The sequence below is a fragment of the Mesobacillus foraminis genome, from assembly GCF_004340465.1.
Classification (GTDB): domain Bacteria; phylum Bacillota; class Bacilli; order Bacillales; family Cytobacillaceae; genus Mesobacillus_B; species Mesobacillus_B foraminis.
This window is the reverse complement of the sequence record NZ_SLVV01000003.1, coordinates 217350-234015: the sequence shown is the minus strand read 5'-3', so window position 1 is coordinate 234015 and position 16666 is coordinate 217350. Positions and strand designations below refer to the sequence as shown.

Below are 16666 nucleotides of genomic sequence, written 5' to 3'. Positions count from 1 at the left end.
CAAGCCCGATTGCTTGGCTGTGGTCCCGGGGTTTTTTGTTTCTATTTAGCCAAAAGGCCGGCAGGAATTCCTATTTTCAGGGGGGAATATATAGGTTGGGTTGGTGATCCGATTTTATGATTGGAGGAATGTACGATGGCAAGTCCAGAAAGTTCGGCAATCCGAAAATTCCTGAAAGGAAATATGACTGCTCAAAAGCCTGGACAAACAATTGAAGAAGTCCGTCAGGCTTTTGAAGAATTCTCAAGCATGATTCCGGTTGCGCCCGATATAAAGGTCGAGAAGGTTTCAGTTGAGGGAATTCCAGCTGAGTGGGTGTCCGCTCCGAATGCCGATTCGGACATGGTTTTGCTGTACCTGCATGGCGGAGCATACATTATGGGCAGCTGCAGCACGCATCGTGATCTGGCTGCTAAACTGTCATGCGCGAGTGTTGCCAAAGTACTGGTCATCGATTACCGGCTGGCTCCCGAGCACCCATATCCAGCTGCCTTGGAGGATGCGGTCACAGCCTATCGCTGGCTGGTTTCTTCGGGGCATTCTCCTGAGCAGATTGCGGTAGGCGGCGACTCTGCCGGCGGAGGATTAACCCTGTCCCTGCTGTTGTCCTTAAGAGAGGCCGGTGACGCCCTGCCTTCAGCTGCCGTCCTGCTGTCTCCATGGACAGATCTGGAAGGAACGGGGGATTCAATGGAAACCCGGGCGGATGCGGATCCACGAATAAGGCCAATGGAAGCCCGCAATACTCCGGCTCTTTACCTCGGGGATTTGGACCGTCGCGATCCTGTCGTTTCCCCTATCTATGCAGATTTAACCGGACTGCCGCCAATGCTGGTCCATGTTGGAGACGATGAAATCCTACTGGACGATTCCGTCCGGCTGGTCGAGCGTGCCCGGGAAGCCGGGGTCGAGGTCAGCTTCAAGATCTATGATGAAATGTGGCATGTGTTCCATCAGTTCGATATGCCTGAAGCAGCGGAGGCGATTGCGGAAATTGGGGGTTTTGTGCAGAAGAGGATTGGGGCGAGGGCCAAAAGATAAGACAGGCAAAAAGGGTAGCACGCAGCAGGTGCTACCCTTTTTTTGATGGTTATGTATGTTTCTTAGCCCGCGATTTAATGCTGATGCTCGCCTTCCGCCGGCTGCAAGCCGCCGTATACAATGTCTCCATTCATCAAAATAAACGCCGCAACCATCTTGGTTCCATTTTGATTGTTAAAATAGGCGCCTGCCAAAGTCATAGAAGGACCCGGCTGTACTACCTCAATGGCATGAGCCCCATCCCACTGATAATTTGCCCCTTTTAATTCAGCCTTCACTTTCTTGAACTCATCGCTTTTTAATAGAGTTGAGACAATTTTGTTCCTTTCTGACCCAGTAAGCGGCTGGAGCTCATGGCAGCCACACTCTTCACCCAGTACCTCCGCCGCCTGGACAGGACTGCCTTGGGAACCTAACACTAAAAATATCATCAAACACGCCGATAATAACGCCAAAACCCTTTTCATTCCAACTCCTCCTTGAATTCAACTCCCCCTAATCTTCTACCCTAAATGGCAAAATCCTTCAATAACAGAAAAAGTTCGATAAATTGCAACAAAATCTACAACTAAAAAAAGAGGAAGACCGCCACGCATGGCAAATCTTCCTCAGGTGGTTGGGGAACAAAAACACCCTTTAACGCACCGTGGGTCTGGCACACTTTAATGCTTTACCAAACAGCGGGTCTGACCCCCTTTTGTGCTTTAACGAACAGCGGGTCTGACCCTCTTTAGTGCCTTAGCGAACTGCGGGTCTGACCCCCTTTTTTATAGGCTTATTTTCTGTTTTCTGTTTGCTGTGGAATTATGCGTTTGGATTTTATTTTGAAATTGGTGGAAATCGGCTGGCATGAGAGGGATAAGAAAGAGGAGCTTCAATATTTTTGCCTTTTATTGGGGTTTGCTTTTATAAAGGAGTAATAAAAAATGATGATAAAAGCAGCAGCAACACTAAATAGGTAAAGAAAATTCAGTAAATGATACATATGGCTTGCCTCCCCATCTGAGTGAAGTAGAAGGAATTCCTATACTTATATCTTATCCTGCTATTACTAAGCAGGGGTTAAGGTGAGATTAACATTATGTAAAGGATAGGAAGGAAGTTCAGCTGCCAGGCAGCCGCTCCCTTCAGCTGCCTTTTACCGGATTTTATGGGCACTCAAGGCCTCTTCCATAAATTGAATTAATTCTGATCTCAATTCTTCCTTTTGAAGGGCAAATTCAATGGTGGTCTGGATAAAGCCGAGCTTTTCCCCAACATCAAAACGCTTCCCGTCAAACTCGTACCCAAAGACTGGCTGGAAATCGTTCAGCTGCTGAATGGCGTCTGTCAGCTGAATTTCACCGCCAGCACCCTTTTCCTGTCCTTCTAGGATGGAGAATATCTCCGGAGTCAATATATACCTTCCCATAATCGCTAAATTGGATGGAGCCTTGCCGAACGGCGGCTTTTCTACTAAACTTCTGATATTATAAAGCCTGCCTTCCTGGGTGGATGGGTCAATAATTCCATAACGATGTGTTTCCATCTTGGAAACCGCCTGTACACCAATGACAGAGCTTCGCGTTTCTAAATGAACGTCCATCATTTGCCTCAGGCACGGAGTTTCTCCCTGGACAATATCATCGCCAAGCAGGACCGCAAACGGTTCATCACCAATGAACTTTCGTGCGCACCAGACTGCATGACCCAGCCCCTTTGGTTCCTTTTGGCGGATATAATGGATGTCAACGTTCGAGGAGGCCTGCACCTTTTCGAGCAGTTCGAATTTCCCTTTCGTCATCAGGTTTTCTTCCAGCTCAAAAGCGTTGTCAAAGTGATCCTCGATTGCCCGCTTCCCTTTTCCCGTTACGATGATAATATCCTCAATTCCGGACGCAACTGCTTCTTCCACGATGTACTGAATAGTTGGCTTATCGACAATCGGGAGCATTTCCTTTGGCATCGCTTTGGTTGCCGGCAGAAATCGGGTTCCCAGTCCCGCCGCCGGGATAATTGCTTTGCGAATTTGCTTCATTTTGTTTTCCTCCTTAAAAATGCTTCCATCTCTGTTGCAGTTCCTGGTAATCAGAATCGTAGGCATGACCCTGGTGACCGCTGGCTGGCCAGCCCGCCAGGCTGCAGTGCTGGCTCGCAAGCATGCGCCCATTCCCTAAACCAGCGCCACCATCCCGGCAAACACGTCCTGCCAGTCCCTTGTTTTCGCTACCTGCTTCCGCCTTGCGATAGCCTCTGCATCATGCTTGCAGGCTTCAAGCTTTTCGCAGGCGAGGATAAAATCAAGAGGCTCGCTGCTGTCCAGGTGTTCATACACTTTTTCTTCCTGATAGTGTTTCGTGGACGGCAGCGAAACCCCTGCCACCGGCTTCCCTGCTGCTAAAAATTCAAACAGCTTCAGCGGAAACACCGCACAATTATAGGGAGATGGTTTATAGGGCATAAAGCCGATATCAATCAGATTCATGTAATGAGGGACCTCCGACGGCGGGACACTTCCTGTCCATTTGACATTGGGTTCTGCTAAAAGCTGCTGAAAATCCTGGTCTCCGTTCGTTCCATCGGGTCCTACGAAGATAAACAGCCATTCGGGCTTCCGCCGGGCCGCTTCCCGGATCAGCCTGAAATCCAGCTTTGGCTTGATGCCGCCAATAAACCCGAATACGGTCCCCCCGAACTCCTCCGGCAGTATGTTCGCAGCTGAGGCTTGTTCCCCTGCAAACAAGTCAAATTCCACACCATTCTCAAACGTATAGACATGATCATTCTGCTCCAGCTTCTCTGCTACCTGTTCCCTTAAATACTGCGAGGTGCAAAAAATTTTATCGGCAGAGTTCAGGATCCGATTTTCCGCCCCCGCCACGATTGTCTGCCTGACCGTTGAAAGAACCGATCTCTTGCCGCTCATTGGAAAGGACCATAAATCGCTGCAATCATAAATCACCTTATCCCAGGAAAACAGTTCGGTGAGCAGCGGGAATCCGGGAAAGGTATACCACAAATGAATTTTGTACTGGCCCTGCCGCTCTTTTAAATAGCTCAGCAGATTTCGCAGCTTACTTTTATAAAATTGATCAAGATAACGCCCAAACCGAAAGATTTTATGAGGAAACAGATCGGTGATTTTCCATTGCTTAATTCCGTTTTGCAAGGTTGTACAGGATTCCTCCGAAGGATTCGGAGAAGGACATACCCAGATGACTTCACTGCTGTCGGCTTGCTGCTGGAGGAACTCCGCCAGACGATGGCGACGGTAACGCAATCCGTCCAGCGACCACTCTCCTGTTGCCACGATGACATGAATGTTTTTCATAAAAGTCCCATCCTTTTTAAAGTCGTTTCGCTACCGCATTGAAAGCATAGTGGGAGAAGCACCAGCACGCCTTCATCACGTTCAGCTTTTCCACCTTGCGATAGACAAACCAGTTCATCTTTAACGCCTTCCATTTATTTTTCGAAATGGAAGGGTTGCCGGTCCGGTATTCCGCCAGAACCTCGTTCAGCCCGTAGGCCACATGCCCTTTTTTTAAAATCGAAAGCCAGGTTGCAAGGTCTTGCCGGGTGCGGATATTGGGCATCTGAAACCGCCCGGTCTGATTTCGGTCAATCATGACGGTTAAACAGCCAATAATCGTATTCTTCAAAAGTCCCGTATATGAGATTTCCGCCGGTGCGGCTACCTGCTTGTTTAACGGCTCGCCATTCGGCGATACGAGCTCGTAGCCCGTAAATGTGAACGCATAGCCGTTTTCCTGCATAAAACGGAGCTGCCTTTCCAGCTTTTCGGGCTTCCAGCAGTCATCGCTGTCCAGAAAGGCGACATATCTTCCTTCAGCCGCTCTCAACGCTGTGTTCCGCGCAACGGCCGCCCCGCCATTTTCTTCGAGGCAAATCAGCCGGATCCTGGAATCCTCGGCTGCATACTGCCCTACCATTTCCCTGGTATCGTCACTCGAACAGTCATCCACAATCAGCATTTCCCATTCTTGAAAGGATTGCTTCTGTACGGACTCAATGGTCTTTCCAATAAATTCACCGGCATTATAGGAAGGGGTAATGATTGAAATCAACGGCTGTTTTTCCATAACTATGACCTCCTATTGTTTCCGGACCAGTTCCGGAACGATCATCCATGAAAAGGCTAGCGTCACTCCCAGCAGGACGCCGAGAACCGCTCGATCACGTGACGACAATGCTTTGTTGCTGGTTTCTGCTTCCTCCGCATGTGCAGGTTTCACATATGACGCAGCCTTCATGTTCAGTTCGGCCGATTCCAGCTCAAATATAAACCGCTCCTGATCAATCTTTGCTTCATCACCGACCGTTTCTCCTCTCAATGAAGCAATTTTCCCGTTGATGAAGGCCTTCTTTTCCTCGTAATGCTGCTGATCCATTTTCAGAAAGGCATCCGCAATGGCGTTTACGACTTCAGCGGCATTCTCCCCGGAAGTGCCGGTATACGTTAGCTGAAGCACCTTATCCGAGACGTTCACAACGGAAAGATTCTCGGTAATCTGTTCTTCTGTTTCCTTCCAGAGGCCCTCCAGATTATCCTCGTAAAATGAGGGTTTCGAGAGCAGGACCATGACGTTTTTAGGATTATTCATGTCTGGATTATCGTAGTTCCCGAGAGAGATCGTTGCCCCCGCAGTCAGTAACGACGGCTCCCTGCCGACCGGCAGAAACCAGCCCAGCAGGCCGAAGAGCACCGGTAAGGCTAAAAGTATAAAAAGGTATTTCCTGCTTCTTGAAGTGACTCTTTGCAACATGAGTTCCATCCAACCTTGCTCCTTAGTAAAAAAATTCATTTTGATACTGGGGCGGACCAATGTCCCTCTTCTTCCACCCTGCTGACTTTTGCCCATCATGGTCCTCCTCCCTGCTCTTCAGCACTGAAAGCGTTGAAATCACAAAGCCAAGGAAGACCCAGTGGAAATAAAGATTGCTGACGGAGCTTGGGGAGATGCTCGAAATCAGGAAGGCGGCAAGCCCGATCATGCCTGCTTCAAGCAAAGCTTTGTGTTCTTTGGTTTGCTGATAGATTTTATAAAGGCCGATAAAAAGGAAGGCATACATCGTGACATAGCCTAAAAAGACAGGAAGCCCGAAGTTTCCGATAATTTCTGCCAGCCAATTATGTACCTCAACCACCGAATCCGTTTCATAGATGGGGTCATGTTTTAAATAGAATGGGAGATTGCCTGCACCCACACCGAACCCAAATGTATCTAGCAGATAATGGAACGTATTTTTCAGCAGGTTCAGCCTCACAAGGTTGGAGGCCTGCGGATCGGCATTAGCTGACATTTCGTCCAGCTTGGTCAGGACAAACGCCCCGCCTAAAATCACTCCGGCAACCCCCGCGGCCCCGGCGAGTTTTTTTAACATCGGCGGAAGCAGAATGAAAAGGTAAAGCGCCGCTCCGCCCCCAACTGCGAGAAGGCTTGCCCGGGACTCCGTCAGAACAATCGTGTACACACACATCAGGGCCAAGAGGATGCTGGCCGTTTTTAAAAGGACGTTCTTGCTGTTCTTTGCAGCTCCCAGGTAAAAGAAGACGGAAATCGTCAAGAATGTAGCGAAATCATTCTGGTTAAAAAACACGGCTGTCGGGTAGCCAAGCTTGTATTCGGATGCCCCATAAAGAGTAGAGGTCGGAAGCTGGATCTGCAGGAAGTGGTTCATAAACCCTAGCATCAGCAGCCCCGCGGTCATGATCATCCAGATCGCATAAAACAGATACAGTCTGGTCACCTTGGTAAAAGTGAAAACAGCCAGAAACACAAAGGCGACTCCAAGTCCCAGCAGGAACAAATACTTGATTCCCTCAATGAACGACCTGGCCCAAAGCAGCGATACCGCTCCATAAGCCAGCCAGAAAAGGAGGAACCCGAGAACACCTTTTACTCTTACTTCGCTCCAGTATCCCGGCAGGCTTCTTTCTTTTACAATCCGGAGAAGAAACAGTCCGGCCGCGGCAATCAGCAGCAGCCTGTAGAGGAACATGCTGAAGAAGCCAATGTTGAGGCTGAGCACCGACTGGTTCAGGAACGTCGCGATGACCAGGATATACATGGAGCCTCGGAACAGGCTTTCACCTCGAATGTAAAACTTGATTAAAACTGCGAACCCCAATGCCATCCAGACGGCCGCAATCATCACGGCCAGCTTCGGCATTTCAGCAAGTGAATAAAAGGCGGCAAGCCCAGTTATAAGGAAAATGGAGATTCCTGCTGCCTGCATCATTCTTGAACTGCTTGCCATCATTTCTTCTACTCCCTTTTCCTAGCCAATTTTTAGCTTCTTTCCGGCGCTGCTGTGGGCAATCGTATCCTTCAATCCGCGGAAAAGGCCATAAGCAGGCTCCCACCCCAGCAGCGAGCAGGTTTCTTCATTTGAAAGGACGCTGTCCCGGATATCTCCCGGACGCTCTTCTTTATAAACCGGTGTCAGATTGGACCAGGCAATCTCCTTCATCGCCTGAAACAGCTGATTGACGGAAATCTGTGTACCCGAAGACACGTTGACGCATAGATTCTCCTCTGCCAGCATGGCTTTTACATTCGCAGCGGCCACATCTTTTACATAAATAAAATCTCTGGTTTGCTCTCCGTCTCCGTAAATGACAGGAGCCGCATGGTTGGTGATCCGGTCCGAAAAGATCGCTACAACTCCGCCTTCTCCCTTTGCATCCTGCCTTGGGCCATACACATTGCTGTAGCGCAGGATGCTGTATGGAACCTGGTTCAGCTTGCTGGAAAGCTTTAAATAATGCTCGACCGTCAGCTTCGTGAGTCCATAAGGCGACTCGGGCCTTGTCGGATGCGCTGTTGTTACAGGCAGCTCGACAGGATTTCCGTACACGGCTGCCGAAGAGGCAAACACCAGCTTTTGCACTTTTGCTTTGGCTGCTGCCTCGATAATATGAAGAGAGCCTTTAACATTGATTTTTTCGTCCAACAGCGGGTTCTGGACGGATTCCGCCACACTCACCTGAGCTGCCTGGTGGATGATATAATCCGGGCAGAGCGAAACGACCAGGTTGATCACGCTTGGATCAGTAATATCACAGGTATACAGGTCGACATGGAGGTGCTCGATATTTTCCATTTTTCCGGTTGAAAAGTTATCGATGATGGAGACATGAAACTTATTCTGCAGCAATTCTTCAACGATATGGGAGCCGATGAACCCGGCTCCGCCTGTTACGACCACTCTCTTCATTGAAACATCCTCCTACATCGCTCTTGATATCGTATTTTCTTTATGGACAGCCGGCCTTCCAACGGATAAATACGTGAAGCCCAGCCTTTGCATCGTTTCGATTTGGTAAAGATTGCGGCCATCAATGATCAGCGGCTGCTTGAGCAGACTTTTCACCTTGTGCAAGTCGAGTTGTTTGACTTCCATCCAGTCCGTTAAAATCAGGCAAGCGTCTGCCTGTTTCATGGTTTCGTACGGATCCTCGGAATAGGAACACTGATACCCGAGCTTCTTTTTTGCTTCGTCAATGGCAATCGGGTCATAGGCACGGACCGTTGCGCCAAAATCGGTAAGCAGCGGGATAATGTCAATTGCCGGCGAGGAACGAACATCATCTGTATCTGGTTTAAACGCCAGGCCTAGGACGCTTATCGTCTTGCCTTTCAGCGAACCCAATGCAGAAATCAGCTTTTTCACCAGGAGCATCCGCTGTGACTCGTTGGTCTCCATGACTGCTTGAATCAATTTAAAGTCGTAGCCGCAGTCCTTGGAAATATGGAGCAGCGCTGCAGTATCCTTTGGAAAGCACGAACCGCCGAACCCGACTCCCGCTTGTAAAAATTTCGGGCCAATCCGGCTGTCGAGCCCAATTCCTTCCGATACCTTGCTGACATCGGCATCCACTCGCTCGCAGATATTGGCAATGTCATTGATGAACGAAATCTTTGTGGCCAAAAACGCGTTCGCCGCGTACTTGATCAGTTCTGCCGTTTCCACATTGGCCTTCACGATGTTCGAGGTAAATGGTTTGTGGAGCTCGGCAATGATTTCATAGGCCTTGTCGCTGCTGGCGCCAATTACAGCCCGCTCCATGTTCATGGAGTCTTTGATGGCAGCCCCTTCCCGCAAAAATTCCGGATTGGACACAATGTCAAAAGGGGCGCTGGAATACTGTGAAATAATGGTTTGAATCACTTTCCCAGTCCCGACTGGCACAGTGCTTTTCGTGACAACGACTTTATAGGAGTTCAAGTTCTCCGCAATCGTTTGTGCGACTTGTTTTACATAGGTCAGATCCGCTTCACCCGTCACCGACATCGGCGTACCAACCGCAATATAAACGATTTCTGCGTCGCGAATGGCCTGGCTGATTTCGCTGGTAAACTGGAGGGTGCCTCTCCCGGCATTCTTATCAACAAGCTCCTTGAGACCCGGTTCATAGATGGGCATGATGCCTTGTGCAAGCTTGTCAATCTTGCTTTGATCAATGTCACAGCAGGTCACGTGGTTGCCTGCCTCCGCAAAGCAAGTTCCTGAAACCAGGCCAACATAGCCCGTTCCAATAACAGCGATTTTCTTCATATCAATTCTTCCTTTCGTTTGTAGAATGGTTGGTGCCTTCTTGCGGTGGCGGGTGATCCTCGGCTATTGCCCGGGTTTGGGTTCGTAGAGAAGTTCTACGCGACCTTTGGCTCCGCTTTTAGCCGGGTTTGGGCTTGTAGAGAACCTCTACGCGACCTTTGGTTTCGCTTTTTACCGGGTTTGGGCTTGTAGAGAACCTCTATGTGACCTTTGGCTTCGCTTTTAGCCGGGTTTGGGCTTTTAGAGAACCTCTACGGGACCTTGGGCTCCGCTTTTAGCCGGGGTTGGGCTTGTAGAAAACCTCTATGCGACCTTTGGCTCCGCTTTTAGCCGGGGTTGGGCTTTTAGTAGTTCCGCTTGACCTTGCTCACGAACCTGGGTTATAGATAACGTCTATGAGGCCTTATTTAAAATTAACGGTCACTATGAAGCTCTCATGATCACCTTTTTCCATCTTCCCAAAGGAATCCGGGCGTTATGATTTTTCTCATAACTCCCTATTTTTCACCATCTTGGCGGGTTCGGTAGTTATGAACGTTTCATAACTACCTTTTTCTTGTTTTCCGATTCCTTTCGGTCACTATGAAGCTCTCATAATCACCTTTTTCCATCTTCCCAAAGGAATCCGGGCGTTATGGGTTCACTCATACTTCCCCCATTTTCACTAATTCTGCGATTTCGGACGTTATGAACGTTTCGGAACTCCCCTTTGATTTGGCCCTAAACCGGCACCCTGGCTGATTTGACGACTTTCAAGTATGCTTCCTTCAGCTGGCCTGCATTCCGCTGTGCATTGTAGTTTTCCTGCACCCGCTCATACAGCTCCTGCTGGATATCCGGATTAGAAAGGTTTTGTTCCAATACGCCCTTTATGCGCTCTGCCAGGCTGGATACTGATTTAGGCTCGATCAGGAGGTTCCTGTGCTTCCCGAACAAATCTGGGACACCGCCAACATGGGTGCAAATGACGGGGACTTTCAAAGCCAGGGCTTCGATGACAACGGTTGGCATCCCTTCTGTATAAGAAGGAAGGGCAAAGGCATCGCTCGCAAATAAGTAATCTTTGACTCTTTCATTCTCGACCTGCCCGGCAAGGAACAGCCTGGAGTTATACTCGGGATGCTGCTTCAGTTTATTTTTAGCAGGGCCATCCCCGACAAAGACGATTGCCGAATCTTCCGAAAGACTTTCGAGCGCTGCCGCCAGTTCAAAGACGCCCTTGGCCTTTGTCAGCCTTCCAACGAACACAACCAGCTTTTTGTCCAAAGGGAGCTTCAGGGTTTCTCTTACGCCCTGTTGAGTCCCCAAAGGAGCGGCAAACCTGGTGAGGTCCACTCCAATCGGGAGCACTGAACTGCTTCTCCCTGTCATTTCTTCTGTTTTATCCGCGAGATTCTCGCCCACTGCCAGCACCTGATCGGCTGCCAGCACCGATTGCTTAAAGGCCCTCATCGCATTGCCGCTGTAGTGTGGGTACACATTCACGTCGCTGCCATGCAGAGTCAGCAGCCACGGCAGGCCCATCTTTTCGGCAATGATCCTCGCAGCCCCGCCGGACGGCATCGCAAAATGGGCATGAATAACATCGGGCTCCAATTGCTCTGCCTCCACCACCTGCAAAACTGCGTCGGCAATCCGCTTATCAGGCTGTGCCCATCTTAGCTGGCCAGGAAGCGCGGTATAAGCAGGACGATGCACGGCAACCCTATTGCGACGGTAAAAGGCTGGAATCTCCTGATTGGCGCGATATTGTTTTTTCAGCACTCCGAGCACCGAAGGGTTCTTCGGCACCGGACAGATAACCGTCACATCAACGCCCTCTTTCCTCAGAGCCTGCACCTGTGTCTCGTGAAAAACGCCGGAGCCAGGGTGGATGTCGCTCGGATAGGCACTGGTAATCCATAAAACCTTCATAGCTGCTGTCCCCTAGTTCGTTTTTTGATAAAGTTTGGATACGCGAAACCCAAAAGCATGATGTACAGGCCGGCACCCGAAGTCACTGAAATGAGCAAAGGCCAGATGGCTGCCTGCGGGAAATACCCCGAGCTGGTTTCTTTTATAAAATAGGCCGTAACTGTCATGATCAGTGATAAGCCGAATGGGACGGCAATGGTTTTGATGTACGCTTTCCACCTCAGCTGGATCAGCCATGCCAATAACCACCTTCCAACAATAAAATTCACAAAGCTTACTCCCGCATAGGTCCATGCCACCGTCTCAAGACTGCCGGTCAGGACAGCTCCCCATAAGGTCAATCCATATAAAATCAGCACTCCGGCATCCCAGTAAAAAGTGATATTCGCCTTACCTTTGGCAAGGATTACAGAACCATTCGGATTCATCAGCACCCGGAGGATACCGACAATCGCCATGATCTGTAAAATCGGCACCGCCTCCATCCACTTCTCTCCAAAGACGCTTTGGATGAACACATTGGCCACGGCGGTCAGCCCCATCAGCATCGGGAATGTAACCAGTCCCAGAAGCTTTGTCATATGAAGGAAGCCGTCATTCAAAGCCGTGGTATTTCCCTGATGCTTTGAAAACACCGGAAACGCGACCCTTGTCAGGATCGGGTTTATTTTTAGAACGGGAATGGTCACAATTTGGTAGACCAGATTGTAGATCCCCAGGGCTTCCGCACCTAGAAATCTTCCAATTAAAATCACATCAATATTTGAGCCTATCCGGTTGACCAGCCTTGATGACAGCTGGAACGCTCCGAATGGCAGGACTTCTCTGCATTCCGAAAGATCAAATACGAAGGAGGGCCTCCATGTCTTTCGATAGCAAAAGAAATAGAGAATCCCTTTCAGCGCATACAGGACTACTTGCGAAATCACATAGGCATAGATTGGACTAATGGTAAAAATCAGCACCATCAGAATGATGAATGACAGGATGGCTGCCCCCATTTCAATGATAGCCAGGTCATTAAATCGCAGATCACGCTGCAGCAAATACTGTGATTGCTGCCCAACCGGCGCGATTAAAAACATCAGGGCCAGCAAGCGGATCAGCTGAGTTAATTCTTCGCGGTGGAAGAAAGCGGCAATTAATGGGCTGGCCCCCATCAGCAGGGCAAACAGTCCTGCCCCTACAAAAAGATTCAGCCAGTGCAGGGTCGACAGCATTCGTTCCCGGAGCTCTTCTCTTTGGATAATCGCTGAACCTAACCCAAGGTCCAGCAGGATTTGGGAAAAAATCACGATGGTTGTGATCATCCCCACCAGCCCAAACTGGGCCACGCTCATTTGGTTGGCCAGCAGCGCGAACTGCAGGATTTGAATAATCGTAATGAGAAGGGTGGAAATTCCGGTCCACCTCACTCCTTTGAGCATTTGGTTTTTGATGACTGACATTGATTCCCCTGCCTTAACGTGCTCCTTCTCCGGTCAAAACCACTTTGAATGTTTTTATCAGAATTTTTAATTCAAGAGCAAAATTTAAATTTTTAATATACTCAAGATCATAATGAAGCTTTTCCTGGGGAGAGATATCATATCCCCCGCTCACCTGCGCCAGTCCGGTGAGACCTGGTTTTACAAGCAGGCGATGTTCAAAGCCTTTAATTTCTTTATTAAATTGAGCCGTAAACATTGGCCTTTCCGGTCTCGGCCCGATCAACGACATATCCCCTTTCAGGACTGAAAGGAGCTGCGGAAGCTCATCGATCCGGGTCTTCCGGATGAACGCACCCACTTTTGTCACTCGGGTGTCATTGACTTCTGCCCATTTTGCACCGTCTTTTTCTGCATCGGCCCTCATTGACCGAAGCTTGATGATGTTAAAGTGCTTGCCGTTCTTGCCCACCCGCTCCTGGATATAAAACGGAGATCCCGGAGTTTCAAGCATGACGAGAACCGCAAAAAACAGAATCAAGGGGAGAGCCAGAATCATCCCTACAGTTGCCAGTACAAGGTCCATCGCTCTTTTACAATAGAGATATTGCTCCGCCTGCTTTGAAAGCAATGGATCAGAGGCTTGGACAAGAGAATAGTCTTGGTAGATATTGAAGCTTTTTTCAGCACTCAGAACAAAAACACCTCCTACGCCGTAGTATAGGAGGTGAGTTTAAAGGCCATATTGAGCCCTTTTAAAGAGTCTGTAAAATTCATGAAGATTCAGTAAATATGTTAGGGTATTGTAAAGAGTTTTACAAAAAGTGAGAAAATGGTCTTATAAAAGGGAGGAGTCTGAAACAGGGAGGAAATATATTCCTGCGGTGATTTGAATTTTTTACGGGGATATAGCCAGAGTTCCCAGTATATCCTTTTCCCCTGGAGGCTGTTGTGGGATGGAAGGCGATTGTCGGTCAGCGTGAGCCTTGATTTCCCTCAGAGGCAGCTGGAAGAGCGTGGTTTTAAATCTTTGAAAGAATGCAGCGGACTGTGTTTCGAGGATTACTGATTTTAAAATAGGGATTGGATTGCCTCCAAAAAAGATGATTGAGAAAAACGATAACCGTATACTCGCCACAAGATAATATAGGAAGAAACAAGGCTATTTTATTTTAATCAAACGTTTGATTAACGCGTTTTTACATATAAAAAAGCCCCCTTGCGAATCGCTCGGAGGCTGCTTCCGAATGTCACTTGGCATCCAGCAGCTTTACATAGATGGCCTGGGAAGAACTGACCGTCCTGCAGTCCTGAAGATCTTCTTCCTTGATCAGCCCCAGGTCGATGGCGGACTTTATTTTCCCCTCGTCCGGCCGCTTTTGAATCAGCTCGGTCAGGTTTAATTCCTCCAGCTTCTGGACGGTTTTTTCCTGCTGAAACTTCTCCGTTTTCCTGATCTGTCTTTGCAGTTTATATTCCCTCATCACCATTTCTCCCTTGGTATTTTTACCGACGGATTGGTCAAAGTACTCATTAAAAGCGGTTTTTAATTGCTCAATTTCCGATTCAACTTCTTTCTTCTTCCGGTTGAGTTCAAGATAATGAGCCAGCATCTCCCGGGTGATGGGTGTTTCGTTCCTCATCTTATCGCCTCATTTCACTGATGATAATTCATCATATTGTAAAATGGGGCCGGATATTCTTTTTACGAACGAATGTTCCAATCTATTTTTGACTTTAAAAAGGCCTCCACCTCGTTTGCAGTCGGCATCCCTGTTTGCGCCCCCAGCCTGGTAGTGGAAAGAGCTGCAACGGCATTTCCATACTGGCAGGCTTCTTTCAAGGAAAGACCCTTGCTTAAACCAACCGCAAATCCTCCATTGAAGGAATCCCCCGCTCCCGTGGTATCGATGGCGCTGACATTGAATGCCGGAATATTTACGAGCTGGTTCCCTTCATAGTAGGAGACTCCTTCCCTCCCCTTGGTCAGGATGACTTTTTTATGAAGCTCCTCGTTATGACTAGGTAATAGCCTGTATTCGTGCTCATTAGGGGTCAGATACTCAATGTTTTCAAGGAGTTCTCCCGGGAGGTCCCGGATGGGTGCAGGATTGAGGATCACTTTGACGCCATTTTCCTTTGCAATTTGTGCGGCTTTTCGGACGGCTTCCAGAGGGATTTCGAGCTGAAGCAGGAGAAGGTCACTTTGAGCAATGATGTCCCGCCTGGTTTCTACGAAGTCTCCGGTCACATGGTCGTTGGCTCCAGGGACGACGATGATGCTGTTATCCTGGCCAGATACGATGATGGTGGCAATGCCGGTCCGATCTTCCACCTGTTCTACGTGTGCCGTATCAATTCCCTGGTTTTGGAGATGGTGAAGAAGCTCGGTTCCGAACTGATCTTTACCGACACAGCCGATCATTTTGACATGCACTCCAAGCCTGGCTGCCGCAACAGCCTGATTGGCCCCTTTTCCTCCGGGGTTGGTCTGGAATTTTGTCCCCATAAGCGTTTCGCCCATTTGGGGAACCTTGTCCGTCAGGGTGACTAAATCCATATTGATGCTGCCGACTACAGTGATGACCGGGTTTTTATCCATTATTAATAAGCCCTCCCTTTTATGTAAAAAAGCGACAGGACAGGCCCATCGCTTTTTCTTTAAGGATATTACTTTTTCATGCCGGTGTAAATGAGGATGGCATCGCGGAGAAACTCGGCGGTTCCGGGCTGCTCTTTGTCATAATAGGCTGTGAAACGTTCGTCATCGACGTACATCTGCCCGAGTCCTGCATGCGCTTCTTTGCTGTATTCCTTCCAGTAAAACGTGAGCCACTGCTTGTGCAGGTCAGCCGCTTTCTGGGCGAGTTCCCCGGCTGGATCTCCGGTTTTGAAAGCTTCCGCCAAAGTTTCGTTTACTTGGTTGGCCAGTTTGGTGACCTTCTCATAATCTTCCTGGCTCATATTCATCATCTTGGCGTTGGACTGGTCTACTTGATCGTCCCCGTACTTTTGGCGGATTTCTTCCCCGTATTTATGTTCATTATCCTCAACCAGCTTTTTCTTGAAGCCTTCGAATTTTTCCTGATCCGACATAGTTATTCTCCCTTCCTTTGTGGCAATGGTTTTCTCGACATTCGCAATCAATGCATCGAGCTGCTGCCGTTTTTCAAGGAGTTTTTCACGATGTTCCTTCAGTGCCTGGGCCCCGTCAAAGTAAGGTGCCGTGACCATCTTTTTGATGCTGTCGAGATCAAGTCCCAGCTCCCGGTAAAAAAGGATTTGCTGCAGCCTGTCGACCTCGTCCTGCCCGTAGATGCGGTATCCGGACGAATTGATTCTTGCCGGCTTAAGAATCCCGATTTCATCATAATACCTAAGGGTCCTGGAGCTTACCCCCGCCAGCGTCGCCAGCTTTTGCACTGTATATTCCATATCGCTCACCTCCTTATAAGAAAGCACAGGCCCGTAAATCCCCGCGGCCGGATTATCTTCATGGCCTGCTGCTTCCCTACATAACAACCATACACCTTAACGCAGCGTCAAGGTCAACAGCAAAATCAGCCTAATTTTTCGAGGAAGGGAAGATTTAGCTTTACCACTTTAAAGCGCCGCGGGTCAGGCACGCTTTAATACGTTAGCGTATCCGGGGTCTGACCCACTTTAGTGCGTTAGCGTGTCCAGGAATGACCCCGCTTTTGGGGAACGCAGCGTTTTTGCTT

Annotated in this window: 15 protein-coding genes; 1 reads left to right on the top strand and 14 read right to left on the bottom strand. The window is 48.9% G+C overall.

Annotated elements, in window-relative coordinates; all coding sequences use genetic code 11:
- Positions 1-135: 135 nt before the first annotated feature.
- Complete coding sequence (locus tag EV146_RS05690) at positions 136-1041, top strand: alpha/beta hydrolase (protein ID WP_132003163.1); 906 nt, start codon at positions 136-138, stop codon at positions 1039-1041.
- A 74-nt stretch (positions 1042-1115) separates the two neighbouring features.
- Here the strand turns inward: EV146_RS05690 and EV146_RS05685 are convergent, their stop codons facing one another.
- The 14 genes from EV146_RS05685 to EV146_RS05615 all read right to left on the bottom strand — a co-directional run bounded on the left by EV146_RS05685 (position 1116) and on the right by EV146_RS05615 (position 16379).
- Positions 1116-1508, bottom strand: a complete 393-nt coding sequence (locus EV146_RS05685) for a hypothetical protein (RefSeq protein WP_132003160.1) — start codon at positions 1506-1508, stop codon at positions 1116-1118.
- Between the two features lie 671 nt (positions 1509-2179).
- The gene (gene galU / locus EV146_RS05675) at positions 2180-3058 is read right to left on the bottom strand and encodes a UTP--glucose-1-phosphate uridylyltransferase GalU (protein WP_132003157.1); all 879 of its coding nucleotides are present in this window, start codon (positions 3056-3058) and stop codon (positions 2180-2182) included.
- Between the two features lie 135 nt (positions 3059-3193).
- On the bottom strand, positions 3194-4351 hold the full coding sequence (gene tuaH, locus EV146_RS05670) for a teichuronic acid biosynthesis protein TuaH (RefSeq protein ID WP_132003154.1): 1158 nt from the start codon (positions 4349-4351) through the stop codon (positions 3194-3196).
- 16 nt (positions 4352-4367) lie between these two features.
- A complete protein-coding gene (gene tuaG, locus EV146_RS05665; RefSeq protein WP_132003151.1) occupies positions 4368-5123 on the bottom strand; it encodes a teichuronic acid biosynthesis protein TuaG in 756 nt (251 codons plus the stop codon).
- A gap of 12 nt (positions 5124-5135) precedes the next feature.
- Entirely contained in the window at positions 5136-5816 is a 681-nt protein-coding gene (locus EV146_RS05660) for a hypothetical protein (protein WP_132003148.1), read from the bottom strand.
- A 13-nt stretch (positions 5817-5829) separates the two neighbouring features.
- Complete coding sequence (tuaE, locus tag EV146_RS05655) at positions 5830-7305, bottom strand: teichuronic acid biosynthesis protein TuaE (protein WP_241993821.1); 1476 nt, start codon at positions 7303-7305, stop codon at positions 5830-5832.
- A gap of 18 nt (positions 7306-7323) precedes the next feature.
- A complete protein-coding gene (locus EV146_RS05650) occupies positions 7324-8262 on the bottom strand; it encodes an NAD-dependent epimerase/dehydratase family protein (RefSeq protein ID WP_132003145.1) in 939 nt (312 codons plus the stop codon).
- Positions 8263-8274: 12 nt separating this feature from the next.
- On the bottom strand, positions 8275-9603 hold the full coding sequence (tuaD, locus tag EV146_RS05645) for a UDP-glucose 6-dehydrogenase TuaD (protein WP_132003142.1): 1329 nt from the start codon (positions 9601-9603) through the stop codon (positions 8275-8277).
- A 720-nt stretch (positions 9604-10323) separates the two neighbouring features.
- Positions 10324-11517: a teichuronic acid biosynthesis protein TuaC gene (gene tuaC, locus EV146_RS05640; RefSeq protein ID WP_132003139.1), complete on the bottom strand. Its 1194-nt coding sequence runs from the start codon at positions 11515-11517 to the stop codon at positions 10324-10326.
- Complete coding sequence (gene tuaB / locus EV146_RS05635) at positions 11514-12965, bottom strand: teichuronic acid biosynthesis protein TuaB (RefSeq protein ID WP_132003136.1); 1452 nt, start codon at positions 12963-12965, stop codon at positions 11514-11516. The genes tuaC and tuaB overlap by 4 nt, the downstream gene beginning before the upstream one ends.
- A gap of 13 nt (positions 12966-12978) precedes the next feature.
- Complete coding sequence (locus EV146_RS05630; protein ID WP_132003133.1) at positions 12979-13638, bottom strand: sugar transferase; 660 nt, start codon at positions 13636-13638, stop codon at positions 12979-12981.
- Between the two features lie 556 nt (positions 13639-14194).
- Positions 14195-14587 (bottom strand): hypothetical protein, encoded by a 393-nt coding sequence (locus EV146_RS05625; RefSeq protein WP_132003130.1) that lies wholly within the window; start codon positions 14585-14587, stop codon positions 14195-14197.
- A 62-nt stretch (positions 14588-14649) separates the two neighbouring features.
- Positions 14650-15546, bottom strand: coding sequence for a ribokinase (rbsK, locus tag EV146_RS05620; RefSeq protein WP_132003125.1), 897 nt, complete (start codon positions 15544-15546; stop codon positions 14650-14652).
- Between the two features lie 68 nt (positions 15547-15614).
- Positions 15615-16379, bottom strand: a complete 765-nt coding sequence (locus EV146_RS05615) for a MerR family transcriptional regulator (protein ID WP_132003122.1) — start codon at positions 16377-16379, stop codon at positions 15615-15617.
- Positions 16380-16666: the final 287 nt, after the last annotated feature.